Source organism: Pseudomonas taiwanensis DSM 21245, from assembly GCF_000425785.1.
GTDB classification, from domain to species: domain Bacteria; phylum Pseudomonadota; class Gammaproteobacteria; order Pseudomonadales; family Pseudomonadaceae; genus Aquipseudomonas; species Aquipseudomonas taiwanensis.
Map to the genome: position 1 here is coordinate 55,375 of NZ_KE384450.1, position 16,679 is coordinate 72,053.

General features: G+C 62.8%; 19 protein-coding genes. 14 read left to right on the top strand and 5 right to left on the bottom strand.

The window, feature by feature from the left end; all coding sequences use genetic code 11:
* Positions 1-108 precede the first annotated feature (108 nt).
* From H620_RS0119185 to H620_RS0119215, 7 genes are all read left to right on the top strand, one after another.
* Positions 109-852 carry a LytR/AlgR family response regulator transcription factor gene (locus H620_RS0119185; RefSeq protein ID WP_023378122.1) on the top strand — a complete coding sequence of 248 codons (744 nt, stop codon included), beginning with the start codon at positions 109-111 and terminating at the stop codon, positions 850-852.
* Positions 853-1,010: 158 nt separating this feature from the next.
* Complete coding sequence (hemC, locus tag H620_RS0119190; protein ID WP_023378123.1) at positions 1,011-1,952, top strand: hydroxymethylbilane synthase; 942 nt, start codon at positions 1,011-1,013, stop codon at positions 1,950-1,952.
* Entirely contained in the window at positions 1,949-2,716 is a 768-nt protein-coding gene (locus H620_RS0119195) for a uroporphyrinogen-III synthase (RefSeq protein WP_023378124.1), read from the top strand. Before hemC ends, H620_RS0119195 begins: the two co-directional genes overlap by 4 nt.
* Positions 2,717-2,761: 45 nt before the next feature.
* Positions 2,762-3,862: a uroporphyrinogen-III C-methyltransferase gene (locus tag H620_RS0119200; protein WP_027907884.1), complete on the top strand. Its 1,101-nt coding sequence runs from the start codon at positions 2,762-2,764 to the stop codon at positions 3,860-3,862.
* Positions 3,859-5,097 carry a heme biosynthesis protein HemY gene (locus H620_RS0119205; protein ID WP_023378126.1) on the top strand — a complete coding sequence of 413 codons (1,239 nt, stop codon included), beginning with the start codon at positions 3,859-3,861 and terminating at the stop codon, positions 5,095-5,097. The genes H620_RS0119200 and H620_RS0119205 overlap by 4 nt, the downstream gene beginning before the upstream one ends.
* 221 nt (positions 5,098-5,318) lie before the next feature.
* Positions 5,319-5,822 carry a disulfide bond formation protein B gene (locus H620_RS0119210; RefSeq protein ID WP_023378127.1) on the top strand — a complete coding sequence of 168 codons (504 nt, stop codon included), beginning with the start codon at positions 5,319-5,321 and terminating at the stop codon, positions 5,820-5,822.
* A gap of 231 nt (positions 5,823-6,053) precedes the next feature.
* Entirely contained in the window at positions 6,054-6,524 is a 471-nt protein-coding gene (locus H620_RS0119215) for an Rsd/AlgQ family anti-sigma factor (protein WP_023378128.1), read from the top strand.
* A 9-nt stretch (positions 6,525-6,533) separates the two neighbouring features.
* Here the strand turns inward: H620_RS0119215 and H620_RS0119220 are convergent, their stop codons facing one another.
* Positions 6,534-7,199 (bottom strand): FKBP-type peptidyl-prolyl cis-trans isomerase, encoded by a 666-nt coding sequence (locus H620_RS0119220; RefSeq protein ID WP_023378129.1) that lies wholly within the window; start codon positions 7,197-7,199, stop codon positions 6,534-6,536.
* Positions 7,200-7,424: 225 nt separating this feature from the next.
* On the opposite strand from H620_RS0119220, the gene H620_RS0119230 reads away from it, so the two are divergent.
* A complete protein-coding gene (locus tag H620_RS0119230) occupies positions 7,425-8,567 on the top strand; it encodes an AlgP family protein (protein ID WP_027907885.1) in 1,143 nt (380 codons plus the stop codon).
* Here the strand turns inward: H620_RS0119230 and H620_RS0119235 are convergent.
* A complete protein-coding gene (locus H620_RS0119235) occupies positions 8,543-9,025 on the bottom strand; it encodes a TIGR02444 family protein (protein ID WP_023378131.1) in 483 nt (160 codons plus the stop codon). The genes H620_RS0119230 and H620_RS0119235 overlap by 25 nt on opposite strands.
* Before the next feature lie 50 nt (positions 9,026-9,075).
* Between H620_RS0119235 and H620_RS0119240 the strand changes: the two genes are divergently transcribed.
* The 3 genes from H620_RS0119240 to H620_RS0119250 all read left to right on the top strand — a co-directional run bounded on the left by H620_RS0119240 (position 9,076) and on the right by H620_RS0119250 (position 12,327).
* Entirely contained in the window at positions 9,076-10,986 is a 1,911-nt protein-coding gene (locus tag H620_RS0119240; RefSeq protein WP_023378132.1) for an ATP-binding cassette domain-containing protein, read from the top strand.
* Positions 10,986-11,573 (top strand): mechanosensitive ion channel family protein, encoded by a 588-nt coding sequence (locus H620_RS0119245; protein WP_023378133.1) that lies wholly within the window; start codon positions 10,986-10,988, stop codon positions 11,571-11,573. Before H620_RS0119240 ends, H620_RS0119245 begins: the two co-directional genes overlap by 1 nt.
* Before the next feature lie 121 nt (positions 11,574-11,694).
* Positions 11,695-12,327, top strand: a complete 633-nt coding sequence (locus H620_RS0119250) for a LysE family transporter (protein WP_023378134.1) — start codon at positions 11,695-11,697, stop codon at positions 12,325-12,327.
* Positions 12,328-12,385: 58 nt separating this feature from the next.
* On the opposite strand, the gene H620_RS0119255 is transcribed toward H620_RS0119250, so the two are convergent.
* Both H620_RS0119255 and H620_RS0119260 read right to left on the bottom strand, forming a co-directional pair.
* Positions 12,386-13,138, bottom strand: coding sequence for a slipin family protein (locus H620_RS0119255; RefSeq protein ID WP_023378135.1), 753 nt, complete (start codon positions 13,136-13,138; stop codon positions 12,386-12,388).
* Positions 13,139-13,140: 2 nt separating this feature from the next.
* Positions 13,141-14,490, bottom strand: coding sequence for an NfeD family protein (locus tag H620_RS0119260; protein WP_027907886.1), 1,350 nt, complete (start codon positions 14,488-14,490; stop codon positions 13,141-13,143).
* Between the two features lie 173 nt (positions 14,491-14,663).
* On the opposite strand from H620_RS0119260, the gene H620_RS0119265 reads away from it, so the two are divergent.
* From H620_RS0119265 to H620_RS0119275, 3 genes are all read left to right on the top strand, one after another.
* Entirely contained in the window at positions 14,664-15,122 is a 459-nt protein-coding gene (locus H620_RS0119265; protein ID WP_023378137.1) for an aminoacyl-tRNA deacylase, read from the top strand.
* 62 nt (positions 15,123-15,184) lie between these two features.
* Positions 15,185-15,427, top strand: coding sequence for a DUF2789 domain-containing protein (locus H620_RS0119270; protein WP_023378138.1), 243 nt, complete (start codon positions 15,185-15,187; stop codon positions 15,425-15,427).
* Between the two features lie 70 nt (positions 15,428-15,497).
* On the top strand, positions 15,498-16,136 hold the full coding sequence (locus H620_RS0119275; protein WP_023378139.1) for a hypothetical protein: 639 nt from the start codon (positions 15,498-15,500) through the stop codon (positions 16,134-16,136).
* Between the two features lie 12 nt (positions 16,137-16,148).
* On the opposite strand, the gene H620_RS0119280 is transcribed toward H620_RS0119275, so the two are convergent.
* The gene (locus H620_RS0119280; protein WP_023378140.1) at positions 16,149-16,586 is read right to left on the bottom strand and encodes a CBS domain-containing protein; all 438 of its coding nucleotides are present in this window, start codon (positions 16,584-16,586) and stop codon (positions 16,149-16,151) included.
* Positions 16,587-16,679: the final 93 nt, after the last annotated feature.

Below are 16,679 nucleotides of genomic sequence, written 5' to 3' on the forward strand. Positions count from 1 at the left end.
GTGAATCTTTGGCCATCGCACCGGTCTAGAGCGTGACCGCAGTGTCGCTCGAACCATACCTGTCTACGCTATACCTGTGCGAGACTCACTCAGGAATCCAGCGCAATTATGAATGTCCTGATCGTTGATGACGAACCCCAGGCCCGCGAACGCCTAACACGGCTGCTTGGCGAACTGGAGGGTTACACCGTGCTGGAGCCCAGCGCCACCAACGGCGAGGAGGCCTTGGCCCTGATCGAAAGCCTCAAGCCCGACGTGGTCCTGCTGGACATCGGCATGCCAGGCCTTGACGGCTTGCAGGTGGCCGCCCGCCTGTGCGAGCGCGAGGCTCCGCCGTCGGTGGTGTTCAGCACCGGCGACGATGAATACGGTAGCGAGGCGTTCAAGGGCAGCGCGCTCAGCCATGTGACCAAACCGATTCAGCCCCAGGCGCTGCGCGAGGCGCTGCGCAAGGCCGAAAAGCCCAACCGCGCCCAGTTGGCAGCGCTTACCCGACCGGGCAGCGAAGGGGGCGGCCCGCGCAGCCATATCAGTGCGCGAACCCGCAAGGGCATCGAGCTGATCCCTTTACCCCAGGTCATCTACTTCATTGCCGACCACAAGTACGTCACCTTGCGTCATGAAGCAGGCGAGGTGCTGCTCGACGAGCCCCTCAAGGCACTCGAGGACGAATTCGGCGAGCGGTTCGTACGCATTCACCGCAACGCGCTGGTCGCCCGCGAGCGTATCGAGCGCTTGCAACGCACGCCGCTAGGGCACTTCCAGCTGTTTCTCAAGGGGCTGGAAGGCGATGCCCTGACAGTCAGCCGCCGCCATGTCGCTGGCGTGCGCAAGATGATGCAGACGCTCTAAGCGCGTCTCGTCGGCAAGTCGGCTGCGACCACGCCCAAGCCGGCTTGCCGACGATAGCCCCGCAACAGGCAGCGCCAGACGAGCGATTGACCCGCATCTGCTAGCGAAGCCGGCGGAGCTGTTATCATCGGCGGCATTTCTCTGGTTCGGGGCGTTCCATGTCCACTCGCGAAATCCGCATTGCCACCCGTAAAAGTGCCTTGGCCCTGTGGCAGGCCGAATACGTCAAAGCCCGTCTGGAGCAGGCCCATCCAGGTCTGCTGGTTACGCTGGTGCCCATGGTCAGCCGGGGCGACAAGCTGCTCGACGCGCCTTTGGCGAAAATCGGCGGCAAGGGCCTGTTCGTCAAGGAGCTGGAAACCGCCTTGCTGGACAACGAGGCCGACATCGCCGTGCATTCCATGAAGGATGTACCGATGGATTTCCCCGAGGGCCTGGGCCTTTATTGCATCTGCGAGCGCGAAGACCCGCGCGATGCCTTCGTTTCCAATACCTTCGCCAGCCTGGAGGCACTGCCGGCCGGCAGCATCGTCGGCACCTCGAGTCTGCGCCGTCAGGCGCAATTGCTGGCGCGTCGTCCTGACCTTCAGATCCGTTTCCTGCGCGGCAACGTCAATACTCGCCTGGCCAAGCTCGACGCCGGTGAGTACGACGCGATCATCCTCGCCGCGGCGGGTCTGATTCGCCTGGGCTTCGAAGACCGTATCACCTCGACCATCAGCGTCGATGACAGCCTGCCGGCAGGCGGCCAGGGCGCGGTTGGCATCGAATGCCGCAGCGCCGACAGCGAGATTCATGCTCTGCTGGCACCGCTACACCACGTCGACACCGCTGACCGCGTGGTGGCCGAGCGGGCCCTGAACAAGCGACTCAATGGCGGTTGCCAGGTGCCCATTGCCTGCTACGCGGTGCTCGAAGGAGAGCAGTTGTGGCTGCGCGGGCTGGTCGGCCAGCCAAGCGGAGGTACCTTGCTGGTGGCCGATGCCCGTGCTCCCCGCTCCCAGGCCGAGACGCTCGGTGTTCGGGTGGCTGAAGACCTGCTGGGCCAGGGTGCCGAGGCAATTCTCAAGGAAGTCTACGGCGAGGCGGGTCACCCGTGAGCCCCTGGCGCCTGTTGCTGACCCGGCCCGAAGAGGACTGCGCGGCACTGGCGCAGAGCCTGCTTGCCGCAGGAATAGCCAGTAGTTGTCTGCCGTTGCTAGCGATCGAGCCAGTTGCGCTGGATGACGGTCGACGTCAGTTGCTGGCCGATCTGCACCGTTACCAGGCAATCATCGTGGTCAGCAAGCCGGCGGCCCGGTTGCTGCTCGAACGGTTGGCGGAGGTCGGCTTGCCCCTCCCGGAGCGCGGCTGGTTCACGGTAGGCGAGGCGACCGCTCAGGTGCTGCGCGAGGCGGGGGCGTACGTGACTTGCCCGCCACGGGGCGATGACAGCGAGGCCTTGTTGGCGCTCCCTGAATTGCGTGAAGCCATCGAGGCGTCTGCGCCGCGGGTTCTGATCGTTCGTGGCAAGGGAGGTCGCGAACTGCTCTGCGAGCGTCTTGGAGAGCAAGGTGCTAGTGTCGATTATCTGGAACTGTATCGTCGATGCCTGCCAGAGTATCCGGCGGGCACGTTGCTGCGTCGCATCGAAGCGGAACGCCTCAATGGGCTGATGGTCAGCAGTGGGCAAGGTCTTGAACATCTGCGGCAAATGGCGGGCGCCGACTGGGCCAAGCTCGCGCAACTGCCGCTGTTCGTGCCAAGCCCCCGAGTCGCCGAGCAGGCCAGGGCCGCTGGGGCTCAACAGGTTGTGGATTGCCGTGGCGCCAGTGCCGCGGCCTTGCTGGCAGCCGTGCAGCGCAGCGCTGCACCTGCCTCTTAAGGCGCTAAGCTCAGAGCGATGCGCCCCCATGCAAAGGATGGATACGTGAGCGAAACTGTCTTGTCCAACAATGATCAACCGTCGGCACAGGCGTCGGCGGATCCTGTCAGCACGACACCCACCAAACGTTCCGGTAATGGCCTGGCCCTGCTTGCTCTGCTGCTGGGTGCGGCCGGTGTGGCAGTGGGCGGCTGGGGTGTCTGGCAAGTGCGGCAGCTGCAAGGCAGCGAGCAAGGCCAGGGACAGCACCTGGAGGCACTGACCTTGCGCGCCGAGGCATTGCAGCAGCGCGAGCAGCAGATCAGCGCGCAGCTGGCCAGCCTGCCGGCAGCCAGCGAGTTGGAAGACCGCCGTCGTCTGGTGGCCCAGCTGCAAAGTGATCAGCAGCGCCTGAGTCAGCGTCTGGAGACCGTGCTCGGTGAGAGCCGCAAGGAATGGCGCCTGGCCGAGGCCGAGCACCTGCTGCGTCTGGCTACCCTGCGTCTGTCGGCGTTGCAGGACATCACCAGCGCCAAGGCCCTGGTCGAAGGGGCCGACGAAATCCTCCGCGAGCAGAGCGACCCGGGTGCCTTCGCGGCTCGCGAGCAACTGGCACGCAGCCTCGCGACGCTCAACAGCACCCAGCAGCCGGACCGCACCGGGCTATTCCTCAAGCTTGCCGCCCAACGTGAACTGGTGCAGCAGCTCAGTGCCCAGTCCCCAGAATTCGATAGCAACGCCGATGCGCTGGGCGCCTTGACCTCCGACGGCGATGGCGCCAGTCGCTGGTCGCAGTGGTGGGCAGAGATATCCAAGTATTTCCAGATCGACTTCAACGCCGATGAAAATGTGCGGCCCTTGCTGGCCGGGCAGTCGCTCAACCAGCTTCGCCTGGCCCTGAGCCTGACCATCGAGCAGGCCCAATGGGCGGCGCTCAACGGCGAGGCCAAGGTGTACGACCAGGCTCTGGACGATGCTCGCAGCGTGCTGCTGGCCAACTTCAATGCCGACAACCCACAAAGCAAGGCGATGCTCGAAAGCCTCAATGAACTGGCCGCACAGCCGGTCTCGGTCGTTACCCCTGACCTGAGTGAAAGCCTTGCTGCCGTGCAGGCCTACATCCAGCGCCGCCATCTGCCCGCCGAGGCTGAAGGGGGCAAACCATGAAGCGCGTCTACTTGCTGGCGGTGCTGGCCATCGTGGTCGCAGCAGCGCTGGGCATTGCTGTCGCCAAGCACAGCGGCTATGTGCTGATCTCCTACGGCAGCTTCCGCTATCAATCGGGGCTCTGGGCGGCTTTGGCAGCATTGCTCGTGATCGTTGCGCTGCTGTGGTTGCTGCGTTACCTGGTTGGCCTGGTGCTGACGTCTTCCGGTGTAGTCAACCCATGGTCGCGGCGCAATCGTAGTCGGCGTATCCGCCTGGCGGTCGAACAGGGTCAACTCGACCTCGCCGAGGGACGCTGGGCCAGTGCGCAGCGTCACCTGCATCGAGCCGCCGAGGCCGAGCGCCAGCCTTTGCTGTACTACCTCGGCGCTGCCCGCGCCGCCAACGAGCTTGGGCGTACGGAAGACAGCGACAACCTGCTGGAGCGCGCTCTTGAGCGTCAGCCCCAGGCTGAGTTGGCGGTGGCCTTGACCCATGCCCAGCTGCAGATGGACCGTGGCGACAGTGATGGCGCCCTGGAAACCCTGCTGGCGATGCACGAGCGCCACCCGCACAACGGCCAGGTGCTGCGTTTGCTGCAACGCCTGTATCTCGAGCGTGGCGACTGGTCGGCGCTGATCCGTCTGCTGCCTGAGTTGCGCAAGGGCAAGGTGCTGCCCGCCGATGAACTCGCCGCGCTGGAGCAACGCGCCTGGGGCCAGAACCTGAGCCTGGCAGCGACCCGCGGTGAAGATCCAGGCAGCGCGCGCCAGTCACTGGAACGGGCCTGGCAGCAACTGACCTCGGCACAGCGTCAGGAGCCGCAGTTGGTGCTGGCCTACGCCGAGCAACTGCGGCAGGTGGGCGCCCAGGGTGAAGCCGAGCAGGTGCTGCGCAACGCTCTGAAGCGCGAATACGAAAGCCACCTGGCCCGCCTCTACGGGCTGGTACGTGGCGATGACCCCGCGCGGCAGCTGCAAACTGCCGAGGGCTGGCTCAAGGCCCATCCACAAGACCCAAGCTTGTTGCTGACATTGGGGCGCCTGAGCTTGCAGAACCGCCTCTGGGGCAAGGCGCGCGATTACCTGGAGAGCAGCCTGCGGATGGAGCGCAACCCTGAAGCCTGTGCTGAACTGGCCCGTCTATTGGCAGGCCTGGGTGAAACCGAGCGCAGCAATCAGCTGTTCCAGGAAGGCTTGGGTCTGTTGGACGAGCGCCTCTTGGCCTTGCCGCTGCCGGAGAGCGTTCGCGCTTGACCGCCCCATGGGCCCGCGCCAAGGCGCGGGTTCACGGGCCGGGTAACTTATCTTCTTCTGTAAGCTGGTTCTGCAGTCCATTTCTTCGGAGTTTTCCTACTGCACGACTGGAAAATTCTCTGCTATTCAGCGACTTGTCACGCCTGTAGCGCCTTGAAACAAAGCGCGCGTTTCCTCTACCGTTTCAGGCCATGTCACTGACCCTGGGACTCTCACTGCCCATGCTGCCGGCCCGTTTGCGCACCTATTTCGTTCCTGCATGCCTTGCATCGTTGGCCGTGCTGCTGGCGTCTTTCCATCTGGAGCACGCGCTTGGGCTGGTTCCTTGCCCGCTGTGCTTCAGCCAGCGTCTGCTGCTTGGCCTCTATTCGCTCGCGGGCCTCTGCGCGGTGTTGCATTTCCCTGGGCCATCGGGGCAGCTTCGCTACTCACGGGCGATGCTCGCTTTCGCTGGCAGCGGGGCCTTGCTCGCCGGGCGGCATGTCTGGTTGCAAGGTGATGAGACGGTGCACGGTTGCCCGCTGCCGTTCCTGCAGGTGCTGGAGCGGTCCTGGAGCGAGGCTGCACGGCAGTTGCTGCTGGGAGGCCCTGACTGCAACTCGCTGACTTGGAGTTTTCTCGAGCTGACGCTGCCAGAATGGAGCCTCTTGGCCTTCCTGCTCCTGGCGGCGCTGCCCTTGAGCTGCCTGCTGGCGTATCGTTTCCGCACACTGAGCAAAGCTTGATCCAGAGCAAGGCCGACCCTGCAGCGCGACCAATGGTGCTGAGAAAGGGTATTAAACACTTGTATGAACTTTGTCCGCTGCGTACCTTGAAGCTCAGCACGCGCGGGAATAATCTCCCAGCACGCATACCGAAAACACAACTGCTCGATGCCGTCCTGCTGATGTCACCTTTGTGCTGCACGGTCGTGGTGCGAGGTGCAGCGGCATCTACCCAGAAGGGATGAGAACGCCATGCTCGATAGTTGTCAGAACGCTCAGGAACGCTGGGGTGGGGTTCACAAGCTGATCGACCGCTGGCTGAAAGAGCGCCAGGACCTGGTGCAGGCTTTCCGCAATTTGCGGGACGTCAAGCCAGCTTTTGCCGACAAGGACAAGAACCGCGATTTCTGCGCGATCCTGGTCGATTACGTTTCGGCGTGGCACTTCGAAGTGTGTGAGCAACTGGTCAGCGAGGCGAAGGCCTTCGGTGATGAGAAAGCGCTGAAGCTCGCCGAAGAAATCAACCCGCGGATCAACGACATCACTCAGATCGCCATCGCCTTCAACGACCACTGCGAAAAGGGCGAGTGCAAGGACACCGAGCGCTTTGCCGAGAAACTGGGCAAGCTGGGCAGCCTGTTGCACGAGCGCTTCGAACTCGAAGACTGCCTGATCGAAGTGCTGCATAACGCGCACAGCCAAGAGGATGTTGTCCAGGCCTGATGGCCTGGATCAGTTAGCCACCGACAGCAACTCGATTTCGAACACCAGTGGTGTGTAGGGCGCAATCAGATCACCTGCGCCCTCGGCACCGTAAGCTTTTGCCGAAGGGATCACCAAGCGCCATTTCGCACCTGTCTTCATGTGCGGTAATGCCACCTGCCAGCCTTCGATCACCGAGTCCAGGCTGAACCATTGCGGCTGCTGGTTCTGGTCGAACACAGAGCCATCCGGCAATCGGCCTACGTAACGCACCTGTACCTTGCCCCCGGCCTTGGGTTGAGCGCCTGTACCGCTTTGCAATTCACTGTAGAGCACGCCTTCTGGCAACTCGTGCACGCCAGCGCGTGCCCGTTCGTTGGCCATGAAGCGCGTTTCCACTGCCTGCAGTTTGTCCGCTTCAGCCTGCTCGACGGCGCTGCCTGCCTGTTCTTCATGCTGCTGGAGGATGGCCTGCATCCGCGCTTTGTCGAGCTTCAGCGGCTGGCCTTGATAGGACTGGCGCAGGCCTTCGATCAGGGCATCCAGCTGCAACCCGGGCATTTCCTGGCGCAAGCGCTCACCCAGGCTGGCGCCAAGGCTGTAGGCGAGATCCTGGTCGTTGGCAGGAGGGGTGTCAGGGTTGGCCAGGGCAGCGGTGGCCAGAAGGCAAAGGCCGAATAAAAGATGACGAGACATGCTCAACTCCTGCTCCAATGAGCGGGGAAGTATGCCAGCCCTGTTGTCGATGGATGTGTAAATATCAGCAACGATTTATTAAGCAACTACACTTGCACGGAGCTGCAAGATAACAACTTTGCCCAGGCATGCAACGCGGCGCCATCGATACTGTCAACATGCCCTAGCGGCGGTAGCAGCAGAAGCATAGTATGAGCCGCAATCTCGTCAGCCAGGAGGTAAACCATGTCGGCTAAGAAGAAGCCAGTCAGTACGCCGTTGCACCTGCTCCAGCAACTTTCGGGCAGCCTGCTCGAACATTTGGAAGACGCCTGCTCCCAAGCGCTGGCGGATGCTGAGAAACTGCTGGCCAAGTTGGAAAAACAACGCGTAAAGGCCCAGGAAAAACTGCATAACGGTCGCCTGAAGTTGCAGGACGCGGCCAAGGCAGGCAAAGCCAAGGCCCAGAGCAAAGCGCACAAAGCCATTGGCGAACTTGAAGAGTTGCTCGATTCGCTCAAAGACCGTCAATCGCAGACACGTACTTATATCCAACAACTCAAGCGCGATGCTCAGGAAAGCCTGAAACTGGCCCAGGGTGTTGGCAAGGTTCGTGAAGCCGTGAGCAAGGCGCTCGACCAGCGTGCAGTGGCCACTAAAGCCAAGCCTGCGGTTGCCAAGGCGCCGGCGAAGGCTGCCGCTAAACCAGCCGCTGCCAAATCTCCTGCCAAAGCGGCTGCTGCGAAAACCCCAGCCAGGACTGCTGCCGCCAAGCCAGCTGCTGCGAAAGCTCCAGCCAAGACTGCTGCCGCCAAGCCAACTGCTTCGAAAGCTCCAGCCAAGACAGCTGCCGCCAAGCCCGCCGCTGCGAAAGCCCCAGCCAGGACTGCTGCTGCCAAGCCCGCCGCTGCGAAAGCCCCCGCCAAGGCTGCTGCTGCCAAGCCCGCCGCTGCGAAAGCCCCCGCCAAGGCTGCTGCTGCCAAGCCCGCCGCTGCGAAAGCCCCCGCCAAGGCTGCTGCTGCCAAGCCAGCTGCTGCGAAAGCCCCAGCCAAGACTGCTGCTGCCAAGCCAGCTGCTGCGAAAGCTCCAGCCAAGGCGACTGCTACCAAGCCAGCTGCTGCGAAAGCCCCCGCCAAGGCAACTGCTGCCAAGCCGGCGGCTACCAAGGCGCCAGCCAAAGCCACTGCTGCCAAGCCAGCCGCTGCCAAAGCTCCCGTCAAAGCTGCTACCGCCAAGCCAACTGCTGCCAAGGCGCCAGCCAAGCCAGCCGTCAGCCAGGCACCTGAAGCCAAGCCGGCCTCACCCGCACCCGCGACCAATTCGGCCGCTCCCGCCCCATCGCCGGCACCTGTGAGTACTGCTGTTCAGGCGCCGTCCTCGGCGTCCTGAGTCCCTGCGGCCGCGACGCGCAATCGAACCAGCGCGTCGTGGCTTCGGGCCTGGTCCGGCACGAGCAGGGCCAGCCAATCCTCCGTACGCTCACCAGCGTCCGCGGGCCATTGTTGCGAACGCTGCTGCAAGCGTTCGAGCAGCGCCTTCTCTGCCTGCAGTTCCAGCCCCTTGACCTGTTCGCGCAGCGCCAGCAACTGCGGGTCGCTCGTCGCCGCTTCACGCCATTGCTGGCGAAGGTGGCGCAGTGGGGCCACTACCTCGCGTTGCCAGGGGGCGGCCAATTCACGCAAGGCACCCACGCGCGCGCGACTGGCTGCCACTCCACGTATTTGCAGCCAGGTGCCACACAGCAACAGGCAGACATCGGCCCCTGACGCTTGCAGTGCCAGGCAGGCCTGTTCCACACCAGGCCGGGCGTACAAAGCGAGGGCGTGATTCCATAGGTCGGTGTACATGATTCCACTCACGCCACGGGCCGAGGAAGCTGGTAGACTCCGCGACCATCATGATCAGACTATCCAACCTCACTTTACAGCGTGGTCCGCAGCGCTTGCTAGAAGGCGCCGAGATGACCCTGCACGCCGGTCACAAGGCCGGCCTGATCGGCGCCAACGGTGCCGGAAAATCCAGCCTGTTCGCCCTGCTGCGCGGTGAGCTATCGCCCGATGCCGGTGACTGCCAGCTGCCGGGCGACTGGCGCATAGCCCACATGCGCCAGGAGGTCGATACCCTCGACCGGGTTGCCGTGGACTATGTGCTCGATGGCGATGTCCGCCTGCGCAAGGTCCAGGCTGAACTCGCCGCCGCCGAGGCTGCCCACGACGGCACCGCGCTGGCGCGCCTGCACAGTGAGCTGGACAGCGCCGACGGCTATACCGCCGATGCCCGTGCGCGCAAGCTGCTTGCCGGCCTGGGGTTCACCAACGAGCAGATGGACCGCCGCGTAGGTGATTTCTCTGGTGGCTGGCGGATGCGCCTCAACCTGGCCCAGGCACTGATGTGCCCATCCGACCTGTTGCTGCTCGACGAACCGACCAACCACCTGGACCTCGATGCGATCCTGTGGCTGGAGGACTGGCTCAAAGGTTACCCCGGCACACTATTGCTGATTTCCCATGACCGCGATTTCCTCGACGCCGTGGTCGATCACGTTCTGCATGTCGAGCAGCGCAAGCTCAACCTGTACAAGGGCGGCTACACGGCTTTCGAGCGCACCCGTGCCGAACGCCTGGCGCAGCAGCAGCAGGCCTATGAGAAGCAACAGGCCCAGCGTGCGCACATGGAGAAGTACATCGCTCGTTTCAAGGCCCAGGCCACCAAGGCTCGCCAGGCGCAGAGCCGGATCAAGGCCCTGGAGCGCATGGAAGAGCTGTCGGCGGCACATGTCGATTCGCCGTTCGACTTCGTCTTCCGCGAGTCGGAGAAAATCTCCAGTCCGTTGCTGGACCTGTCCGAAGGGCGTCTGGGCTACGGCGACAAGGCGATCCTGGAAAAGGTCAAGCTGCAACTGGCGCCGGGTGCCCGCATCGGTCTGCTCGGCCCTAACGGTGCCGGTAAGTCGACCTTGATCAAGAACCTCGCCGGTGAGTTGCAGCCATTGGGCGGGCGCCTGGTGCGCGGCGAAAACCTGGCCGTCGGCTACTTCGCCCAGCACCAACTCGACTCCCTCGACGACAAGGCCAGCCCGCTGCTTCACCTGCAGCGGATTGCCCCGACCGAGCGCGAGCAGACGTTGCGCGACTTCCTTGGCGGCTTCGACTTCCATGGCGACCGTGTCGACGAGCCGGTGGTGAATTTCTCCGGTGGCGAGAAGGCGCGCCTGGCCCTGGCCCTGATCGCCTGGGAACGCCCGAACCTGTTGTTGCTCGACGAACCGACCAACCACCTCGACCTGGAAATGCGCCTGGCTCTGACCATGGCGCTGCAGGAGTTCGCCGGTGCCGTGGTAGTGGTCTCCCACGACCGTCACCTGCTCAAGAGCACCACCAACGATTTCCTGCTGGTGGCCGATGGCAAGGTCGACACCTTCGATGGCGATCTGGACGACTACAGCCGCTGGCTGGTCGATTACCGCCAGCGCAGCGCGCCGGTCAACAGCACGGTGGCCAACCCGGACAAGACCGACAAGAAGGCCCAGCGCCAGGCAGCAGCGGCCCTGCGTCAGCAACTGGCGCCGCACAAGCGTGCGGCCGAGAAGCTCGAGGCCGAGCTCAATCAGGTGCACAGCCAGCTGGCCGAAATTGAGACCGCGCTAGGCGATGGCGGACTGTACGACGCAGCACGCAAGGACGAGTTGCGTGACCTGCTGGGTCGTCAGAGCAAGCTCAAGCAGCGCGAAGGCGAGCTGGAGGAAGCCTGGATGGAAGCCCTGGAGACTCTGGAAAGCATGCAGGCCGAACTCGAGGCGCTGTCCTGATGGAGGAGCTGCGCTCGCTGTTGCCGGGGCAATGGATGGATACCTTCTGGCTTGGGCTGCAGATACTGCTGATTCTGGTCGTAGCGTTCGTCCTTCAGCGTATCGTGGCCCGTGGCCTCAGCCGCCTGGGCCAGCGTTACCCCTTGCCGCCGGAGCTGCTGATGCCTGTGCGTGGTGGTCTGCGCTGGCTGATCATGGGCAGTGCACTGCTGTTCGTGCTGGAGCGCATGGGGGTATCGGCGACGGTGTTGTGGACGGCGTTGTCCGGCTTCGTCGCCGTCGCTGCGGTGGCGTTCTTCGCCATGTGGAGCGTGTTGTCCAACCTGCTGTGTGCGGTGTTGATCTTCACCGTCGGGCCGTTTCGCATCGGTGATGTGGTCGAACTGGTCGATACCCTCGACAAACCTGGCGTCAAAGGTCGGGTGATCGCTATCAACCTGCTGTTCACCACGCTGATGGAAATGCCCGAGGCCGGTGGTGCGCTGGTGCAGGTACCCAATAGTCAGTTCTTCCAGAAGTCGGTACGTCGCTGGCGGGGAACCGAGGTGCAGTCCCTCCAGCAAGACGCTTCGGTCGAGGCGGACTGAGTTGTCCGAGGCGGCCGTGTCGTTGTGTTCCGGCGATACAAATCCTTCAGAAAGCACTGGTTATTTTTTCGCCAACACCTTAGCTTAATGTTTTGCAACAAATGTTCGAGCGAGGTGTGTGATGTCGATGGAAGTGTGGTTGGGCTTCTTTGCCGCGTGCTGGGTCATCAGCCTGTCGCCGGGTGCGGGGGCGATCGCCTCCATGTCCAGTGGGCTGCAGTACGGTTTCTGGCGCGGTTACTGGAATGCCCTGGGCCTGCAACTGGGCCTGATCATGCAGATCGCCATCATTGCCGCCGGTGTCGGCGCCATCCTTGCCGCCTCTGCCACCGCCTTCCAGGTCATCAAGTGGTTTGGCGTGTTCTACCTTGTCTACCTGGCCTATCGGCAATGGCAGGCGTTGCCGATGGACATGTCCGACGAGTCGGGAGTGCGCCCCATCGGTAAGCCGCTGAGCCTGGTGTTCCGTGGTTTTCTGGTGAACGTCAGCAACCCCAAGGCACTGGTGTTCATGCTGGCGGTACTGCCGCAGTTCATCAATCCGCACGCGCCGCTGCTGCCGCAGTATGTGGCGATCACCATAACGATGGTCACCGTCGACATGCTGGTGATGGCCGGATACACCGGATTGGCTTCGCGGGTGTTGCGCCTGCTGCGTACGCCGAAGCAACAGAAGCGCCTGAACCGCACCTTTGCCGGGTTGTTCATCGGCGCGGCGACTTTCCTGGCCACCTTGCGTCGTGCGCCGCTCTGATTGAGCGTGGGCTGCCGTGCAGCCCATCTCCTTGCACCGACCCGCGACTCGACCGTGTCTATTTCTGCCGGTCCATCAACCCCTTGAGCAGGTCCAGCGGCAAGGGGAAGACGATGGTCGAGCTCTTGTCTCCAGCAATCGTCCCCAGGGTCTGCATGTAGCGCAGTTGCATGGCCCCTGGCTCCTTGCTGAGCATCTGCGCGGCCTGCATCAGTTTTTCCGAAGCCTGCAACTCCCCTTCGGCATGGATCACCTTGGCCCGCCGCTCACGCTCGGCCTCGGCCTGGCGGGCAATGGCCCGGACCATCGACTCGTTCAGGTCGACATGCTTGATCTCGACGTTGGCTACCTTGATGCCCCAGGCATCGGTTTGCGCGTCCAGCACTTGGCGAATGTCCGAGTTGAGTTGCTCGCGCTCGGCCAGCAACTCATCGAGCTCATGTTTACCGAGCACAGCGCGCAGGGTGGTCTGGGCCAGCTGGCTGGTGGCGACGAGGAAATCCTCCACCTGGATGATCGCCTTTTGCGGGTCCAGTACGCGGAAGTACAGCACGGCGTTTACCTTGACCGAGACGTTGTCGCGGGTGATCACGTCTTGCGGTGGAACGTCGAGTACCACCGTGCGCAAGTCGACCCTGACCATCTGTTGTATCACTGGAATCAACAGGATCAGTCCAGGCCCTTTGACCTGCCAGAAGCGCCCCAGCTGAAACACCACACCACGCTCATACTCGCGCAGGATGCGAAACGCCGAGAGCAGCAAAACCGCCAGCAACATCAGCAGGGCACCGAAGCCCAATTGCATGAACATCATCATTCCCCTTGCGCCCCGGGTGCTGCAGCGCTCACATCCAGCATGACACCGTGACGGGCCATCACCCGGACGGACTGGCCGACTTGCAGCGGTGTCTTGCACTGGACTTGCCATTGTTCGCCCTGGGCCTGTACCGAGCCGCAGAACGGGTTGTCCGCCATCACTTGGGTAACCTTCACCAGGCTGCCGACCAGGCCGGCATCACCGCTGACCAGCGCCCGTCGTCGCGCCCTGAGGGCCATGCCCACCACGCCGCCGAGCAGCAGTGCCGAAGCCACTGCGAGCGTGACGATCAACGCCAACGGTATGCCGAAGCCAGGGGCGTCGGTATCCATCAGGATCACAGCGCCGACGACAAAGGCGACGATGCCGCCAAAACCGACCACGCCGAAACTGGGTAGGAACGCTTCGGCGATCATGAACGCAAGGCCGAGCAGGATCAGCGCCACCCCCGCATAGCTCACCGGTAGCAGCTGCAGGGCATACAGCGCCAGTAGCAGACATATCCCTCCCACCACTCCGCCTACCCCCGAGCCGGGGTTCATGAACTCGAACAGCAAGCCGTACACACCGATCATGATCAGAATGAGCGCTACGCTCGGGTTGGTGATGACCGCGAGCAGCCGGGTGCGCCAGTCCGGCAAGTGCTCGACAACGCGAGCTCCATCGGTTTGCAACGGGCGTGGCTGGTCAGCAGCCGTAAGTGTCTTGCCATCGAGCTGACGCAGCAGATCGGGCAGGTCACTGGCGACCAGGTCGACCACCTTCAGACGCAGCGCTTCACTGGCCGACAAGCTGACGGCCTCGCGCACGGCCTGCTCCGCCCAGGTCGCATTGCGTCCACGCAATTGCGCCAGGCCTCGAATGTAGGCCGCGGCGTCATTGACCTGCTTGCGTGCAAGAGCGTCTTCGTCACCACTGGGTTTGGCCTTGTCATCCTTGGGGGTACCTGGCGGCGCGCCGATTTGCACCGGCGTTGCGGCGCCAAGGTTGGTTCCCGGGGCCATGGCTGCCACATGGCTGGCATACAGGATGTAGGTACCAGCACTGGCGGCGCGGGCGCCGCTGGGGGCCACGTAACTGGCCACAGGGACAGGGCTCGCGAGAATAGCCTTGATCATCTGGCGCATCGCGCTGTCCAGGCCGCCAGGGGTATCCATGCGGATGACCACCAACTGCGCGCCTTGCTCATGGGCTTGTTCAAGGCTGCGAATCAGGTAATCGGCGCTGGCCGGGCCGATGGCATCGTCGATGCTCAGCAGCCAGACTGGAGCGGGCGCGGCAAGGCCGCTCTGGAAGGTGCCGAGCATCAGTAACAGACATAGCCAGCGCACGCAGCACCTGATCACCTGTCGTCACCTCGTCCACCTCTGTAAATGAAGTTTAGTCGTGCCTGTTGGGGTAAGGCCTAAACTTGGAGATTAGGGGCCGCGTCACCAAGGTATTTCGAAGCTGATCTTCAGCTCGTCGCGACGTAAGGCCGCTCCTGACAGAGACTTGGGGGGCGAACCGGAGGTGCATCATGCGTATGGCCAAGACCCTGCAGCAGCGCCTGGACCAGGCCAACTGCGATTACGACATCATTCCCCATCCACACTCCGCCACGAGCCTGGAATCGGCACGCACGGCCGGTGTACCCGCGGAACGGGTTGCCAAGTCGGTGATGCTTGATGACCGTCATGGCAACTACATCATGGCGGTGCTACCGGCCAACCGCCATTTGGACATGAGCAAGGTACGCATGTCCGGTGACTGGCAACTTACCCGCGAGAGCGGGCTACCGAGCCTCTTCGTCGATTGCGAGCGAGGCGCCGTGCCTGCGGTGGGCGATGCCTACGCTATAAAAATGCTCTTGGACCCCAACATCACCCGTCAAGGCGATGTCTACCTCGAAGCAGGCGATCACGATCACCTGATCCACATGAGCATGGAGCAATACCTCAAGCTCGTGCCGAGCGCCGAAGTGCGCGAGCTGTGCTGATGTTCTCAAACCAATGCCGGGCCGGCGTCGTGGACGGTCTGCCCGGCGCATGAGGAGGAATCATGGAAGCACCGATCCATCCATTCGCGGAATTGTTCAAGCAACTGGGTCTGCCGGACGATGCCGTGAGCATCGACCAGTTCATCGCCAGCCATTCGCCCTTGAAGAATGAGATAAAACTGGTGGATGCACCGTTCTGGACCGACGCCCAGCGGGCTTTCCTGCAGGACAGCATCATCGAAGATGCCGATTGGGCGGTCCCTTTCGACCAGTTGAACGAGGCCTTACGTCGCCCTCGTAAATAAAGCGCCGAGCGGCACCTGATGAGTGATTTGGCCGTTGCTATGCTCAGGAAAAACAAGAGGGGATAGCGCAATGAAAGATCCCTACGCGCCAGGCTTCTGGTGCTCCGTGACGATCCTGGGCACACTGACGGCCGGTTATTTCTACGGCATCCGCCATACCCAGCAGATGAACCAGGCGGTGCAGTTCCTCTATGCCGCCGCTGCGGTGACCGCGGCGGTTGCCCTGATGGGACTGGCCTGGATCGCCTGGCAGCAGTTGCACCTGAACAAGCGCGAGGTGGTTCAGGGGCGAACGTTGTTGACCATCTGGAACACCAAGGTTGCGCTGCGCCGTGTCGAGACTGTGTTCGACCGCTATTTCTGGGGTAGCTACTGGCACTCCGGGCGTACCTTCGAAGAGGTCATGGGCGAACTCAAGGGGACGCCACTGGAGCAGAGCCTGGATGCGCTCAAGCGCCAATGCCGGGCGCTCGACCGCGAAGTGCACGACCATCATCACCGCTGGCTTGCCAATGCCCGTGACCTGTCCAGCGTGGCGACGGCCATGGCCCGCGAGCGTTATCAGCTGGATCTGTGCGAGCCGTCTAGCACGGGCCATGGCAACACGGCAGTGCTGAATCGGGATCTTGAAGTGCTGGTGTACACCTGGTCGGCGCGCCTGCGCAGTTTCGACCATCAGCTGGACGAACTGGAGCGCGCTTACCATTGAATACCAAGGCGATCATTCGCCGCGGATGTATTGCTCCAGCTGCTTGATCAGGTTGGCCTGTTCGGCGATGGTTTCCTTGACCAGGTCACCGATCGACAACAAGCCCAGCAGTTCATCATTGCTGACCACGGGCAAGTGCCGCAGGTGCCGGTCGGTCATCAGGTTCATGCAGTACTCGAGGTTCTGCTTGGGCTCCACCGTGACCACCGGCGCGCTCATGATGTCGCGCACCGGCGTGGCAGCCGAAGAGCGGCCCTTGAGCACCAGCTTGCGGGCATAGTCACGCTCGCTGACGATCCCCACCACTTTGTCGTTCTCCACCACGGGCAGTGCGCCGACATTCTTTTCTGCCAGCAACTTCAGGGCGTCGAGCACCGAGTCGTCAGGGCCGATGGTGTAGACGGTCTGATGCTGGGACTTGGTCTTGAGGATTTGTTCGACGTTCTTCATACAGGCCTCTGCGGGTGGAAAAAGCGATCTGTCCGAGTAAATAAAGCATCCGGTACGAAGGCTTGCACGGCAATGCAGGAAACGGCATGGAGG

Excerpts from the sequence above, each read along its gene's own strand:
- H620_RS0119280 (WP_023378140.1), bottom strand. The coding sequence starts at position 16,586 with ATGAAGAACGTCGAACAAATCCTCAAGACCAAGTCCCAGCATCAGACC.
- H620_RS0119235 (WP_023378131.1), bottom strand. The coding sequence starts at position 9,025 with ATGTACACCGACCTATGGAATCACGCCCTCGCTTTGTACGCCCGGCCT.
- H620_RS0119215 (WP_023378128.1), top strand. The coding sequence starts at position 6,054 with ATGCTCGATAGTTGTCAGAACGCTCAGGAACGCTGGGGTGGGGTTCAC.
- H620_RS0119250 (WP_023378134.1), top strand. The coding sequence starts at position 11,695 with ATGTCGATGGAAGTGTGGTTGGGCTTCTTTGCCGCGTGCTGGGTCATC.
- H620_RS0119275 (WP_023378139.1), top strand. The coding sequence starts at position 15,498 with ATGAAAGATCCCTACGCGCCAGGCTTCTGGTGCTCCGTGACGATCCTG.
- H620_RS0119265 (WP_023378137.1), top strand. The coding sequence starts at position 14,664 with ATGCGTATGGCCAAGACCCTGCAGCAGCGCCTGGACCAGGCCAACTGC.
- H620_RS0119270 (WP_023378138.1), top strand. The coding sequence starts at position 15,185 with ATGGAAGCACCGATCCATCCATTCGCGGAATTGTTCAAGCAACTGGGT.
- H620_RS0119255 (WP_023378135.1), bottom strand. The coding sequence starts at position 13,138 with ATGTTCATGCAATTGGGCTTCGGTGCCCTGCTGATGTTGCTGGCGGTT.
- H620_RS0119205 (WP_023378126.1), top strand. The coding sequence starts at position 3,859 with ATGAAGCGCGTCTACTTGCTGGCGGTGCTGGCCATCGTGGTCGCAGCA.
- hemC (WP_023378123.1), top strand. The coding sequence starts at position 1,011 with ATGTCCACTCGCGAAATCCGCATTGCCACCCGTAAAAGTGCCTTGGCC.
- H620_RS0119230 (WP_027907885.1), top strand. The coding sequence starts at position 7,425 with ATGTCGGCTAAGAAGAAGCCAGTCAGTACGCCGTTGCACCTGCTCCAG.
- H620_RS0119245 (WP_023378133.1), top strand. The coding sequence starts at position 10,986 with ATGGAGGAGCTGCGCTCGCTGTTGCCGGGGCAATGGATGGATACCTTC.
- H620_RS0119210 (WP_023378127.1), top strand. The coding sequence starts at position 5,319 with ATGCTGCCGGCCCGTTTGCGCACCTATTTCGTTCCTGCATGCCTTGCA.
- H620_RS0119240 (WP_023378132.1), top strand. The coding sequence starts at position 9,076 with ATGATCAGACTATCCAACCTCACTTTACAGCGTGGTCCGCAGCGCTTG.
- H620_RS0119185 (WP_023378122.1), top strand. The coding sequence starts at position 109 with ATGAATGTCCTGATCGTTGATGACGAACCCCAGGCCCGCGAACGCCTA.
- H620_RS0119220 (WP_023378129.1), bottom strand. The coding sequence starts at position 7,199 with ATGTCTCGTCATCTTTTATTCGGCCTTTGCCTTCTGGCCACCGCTGCC.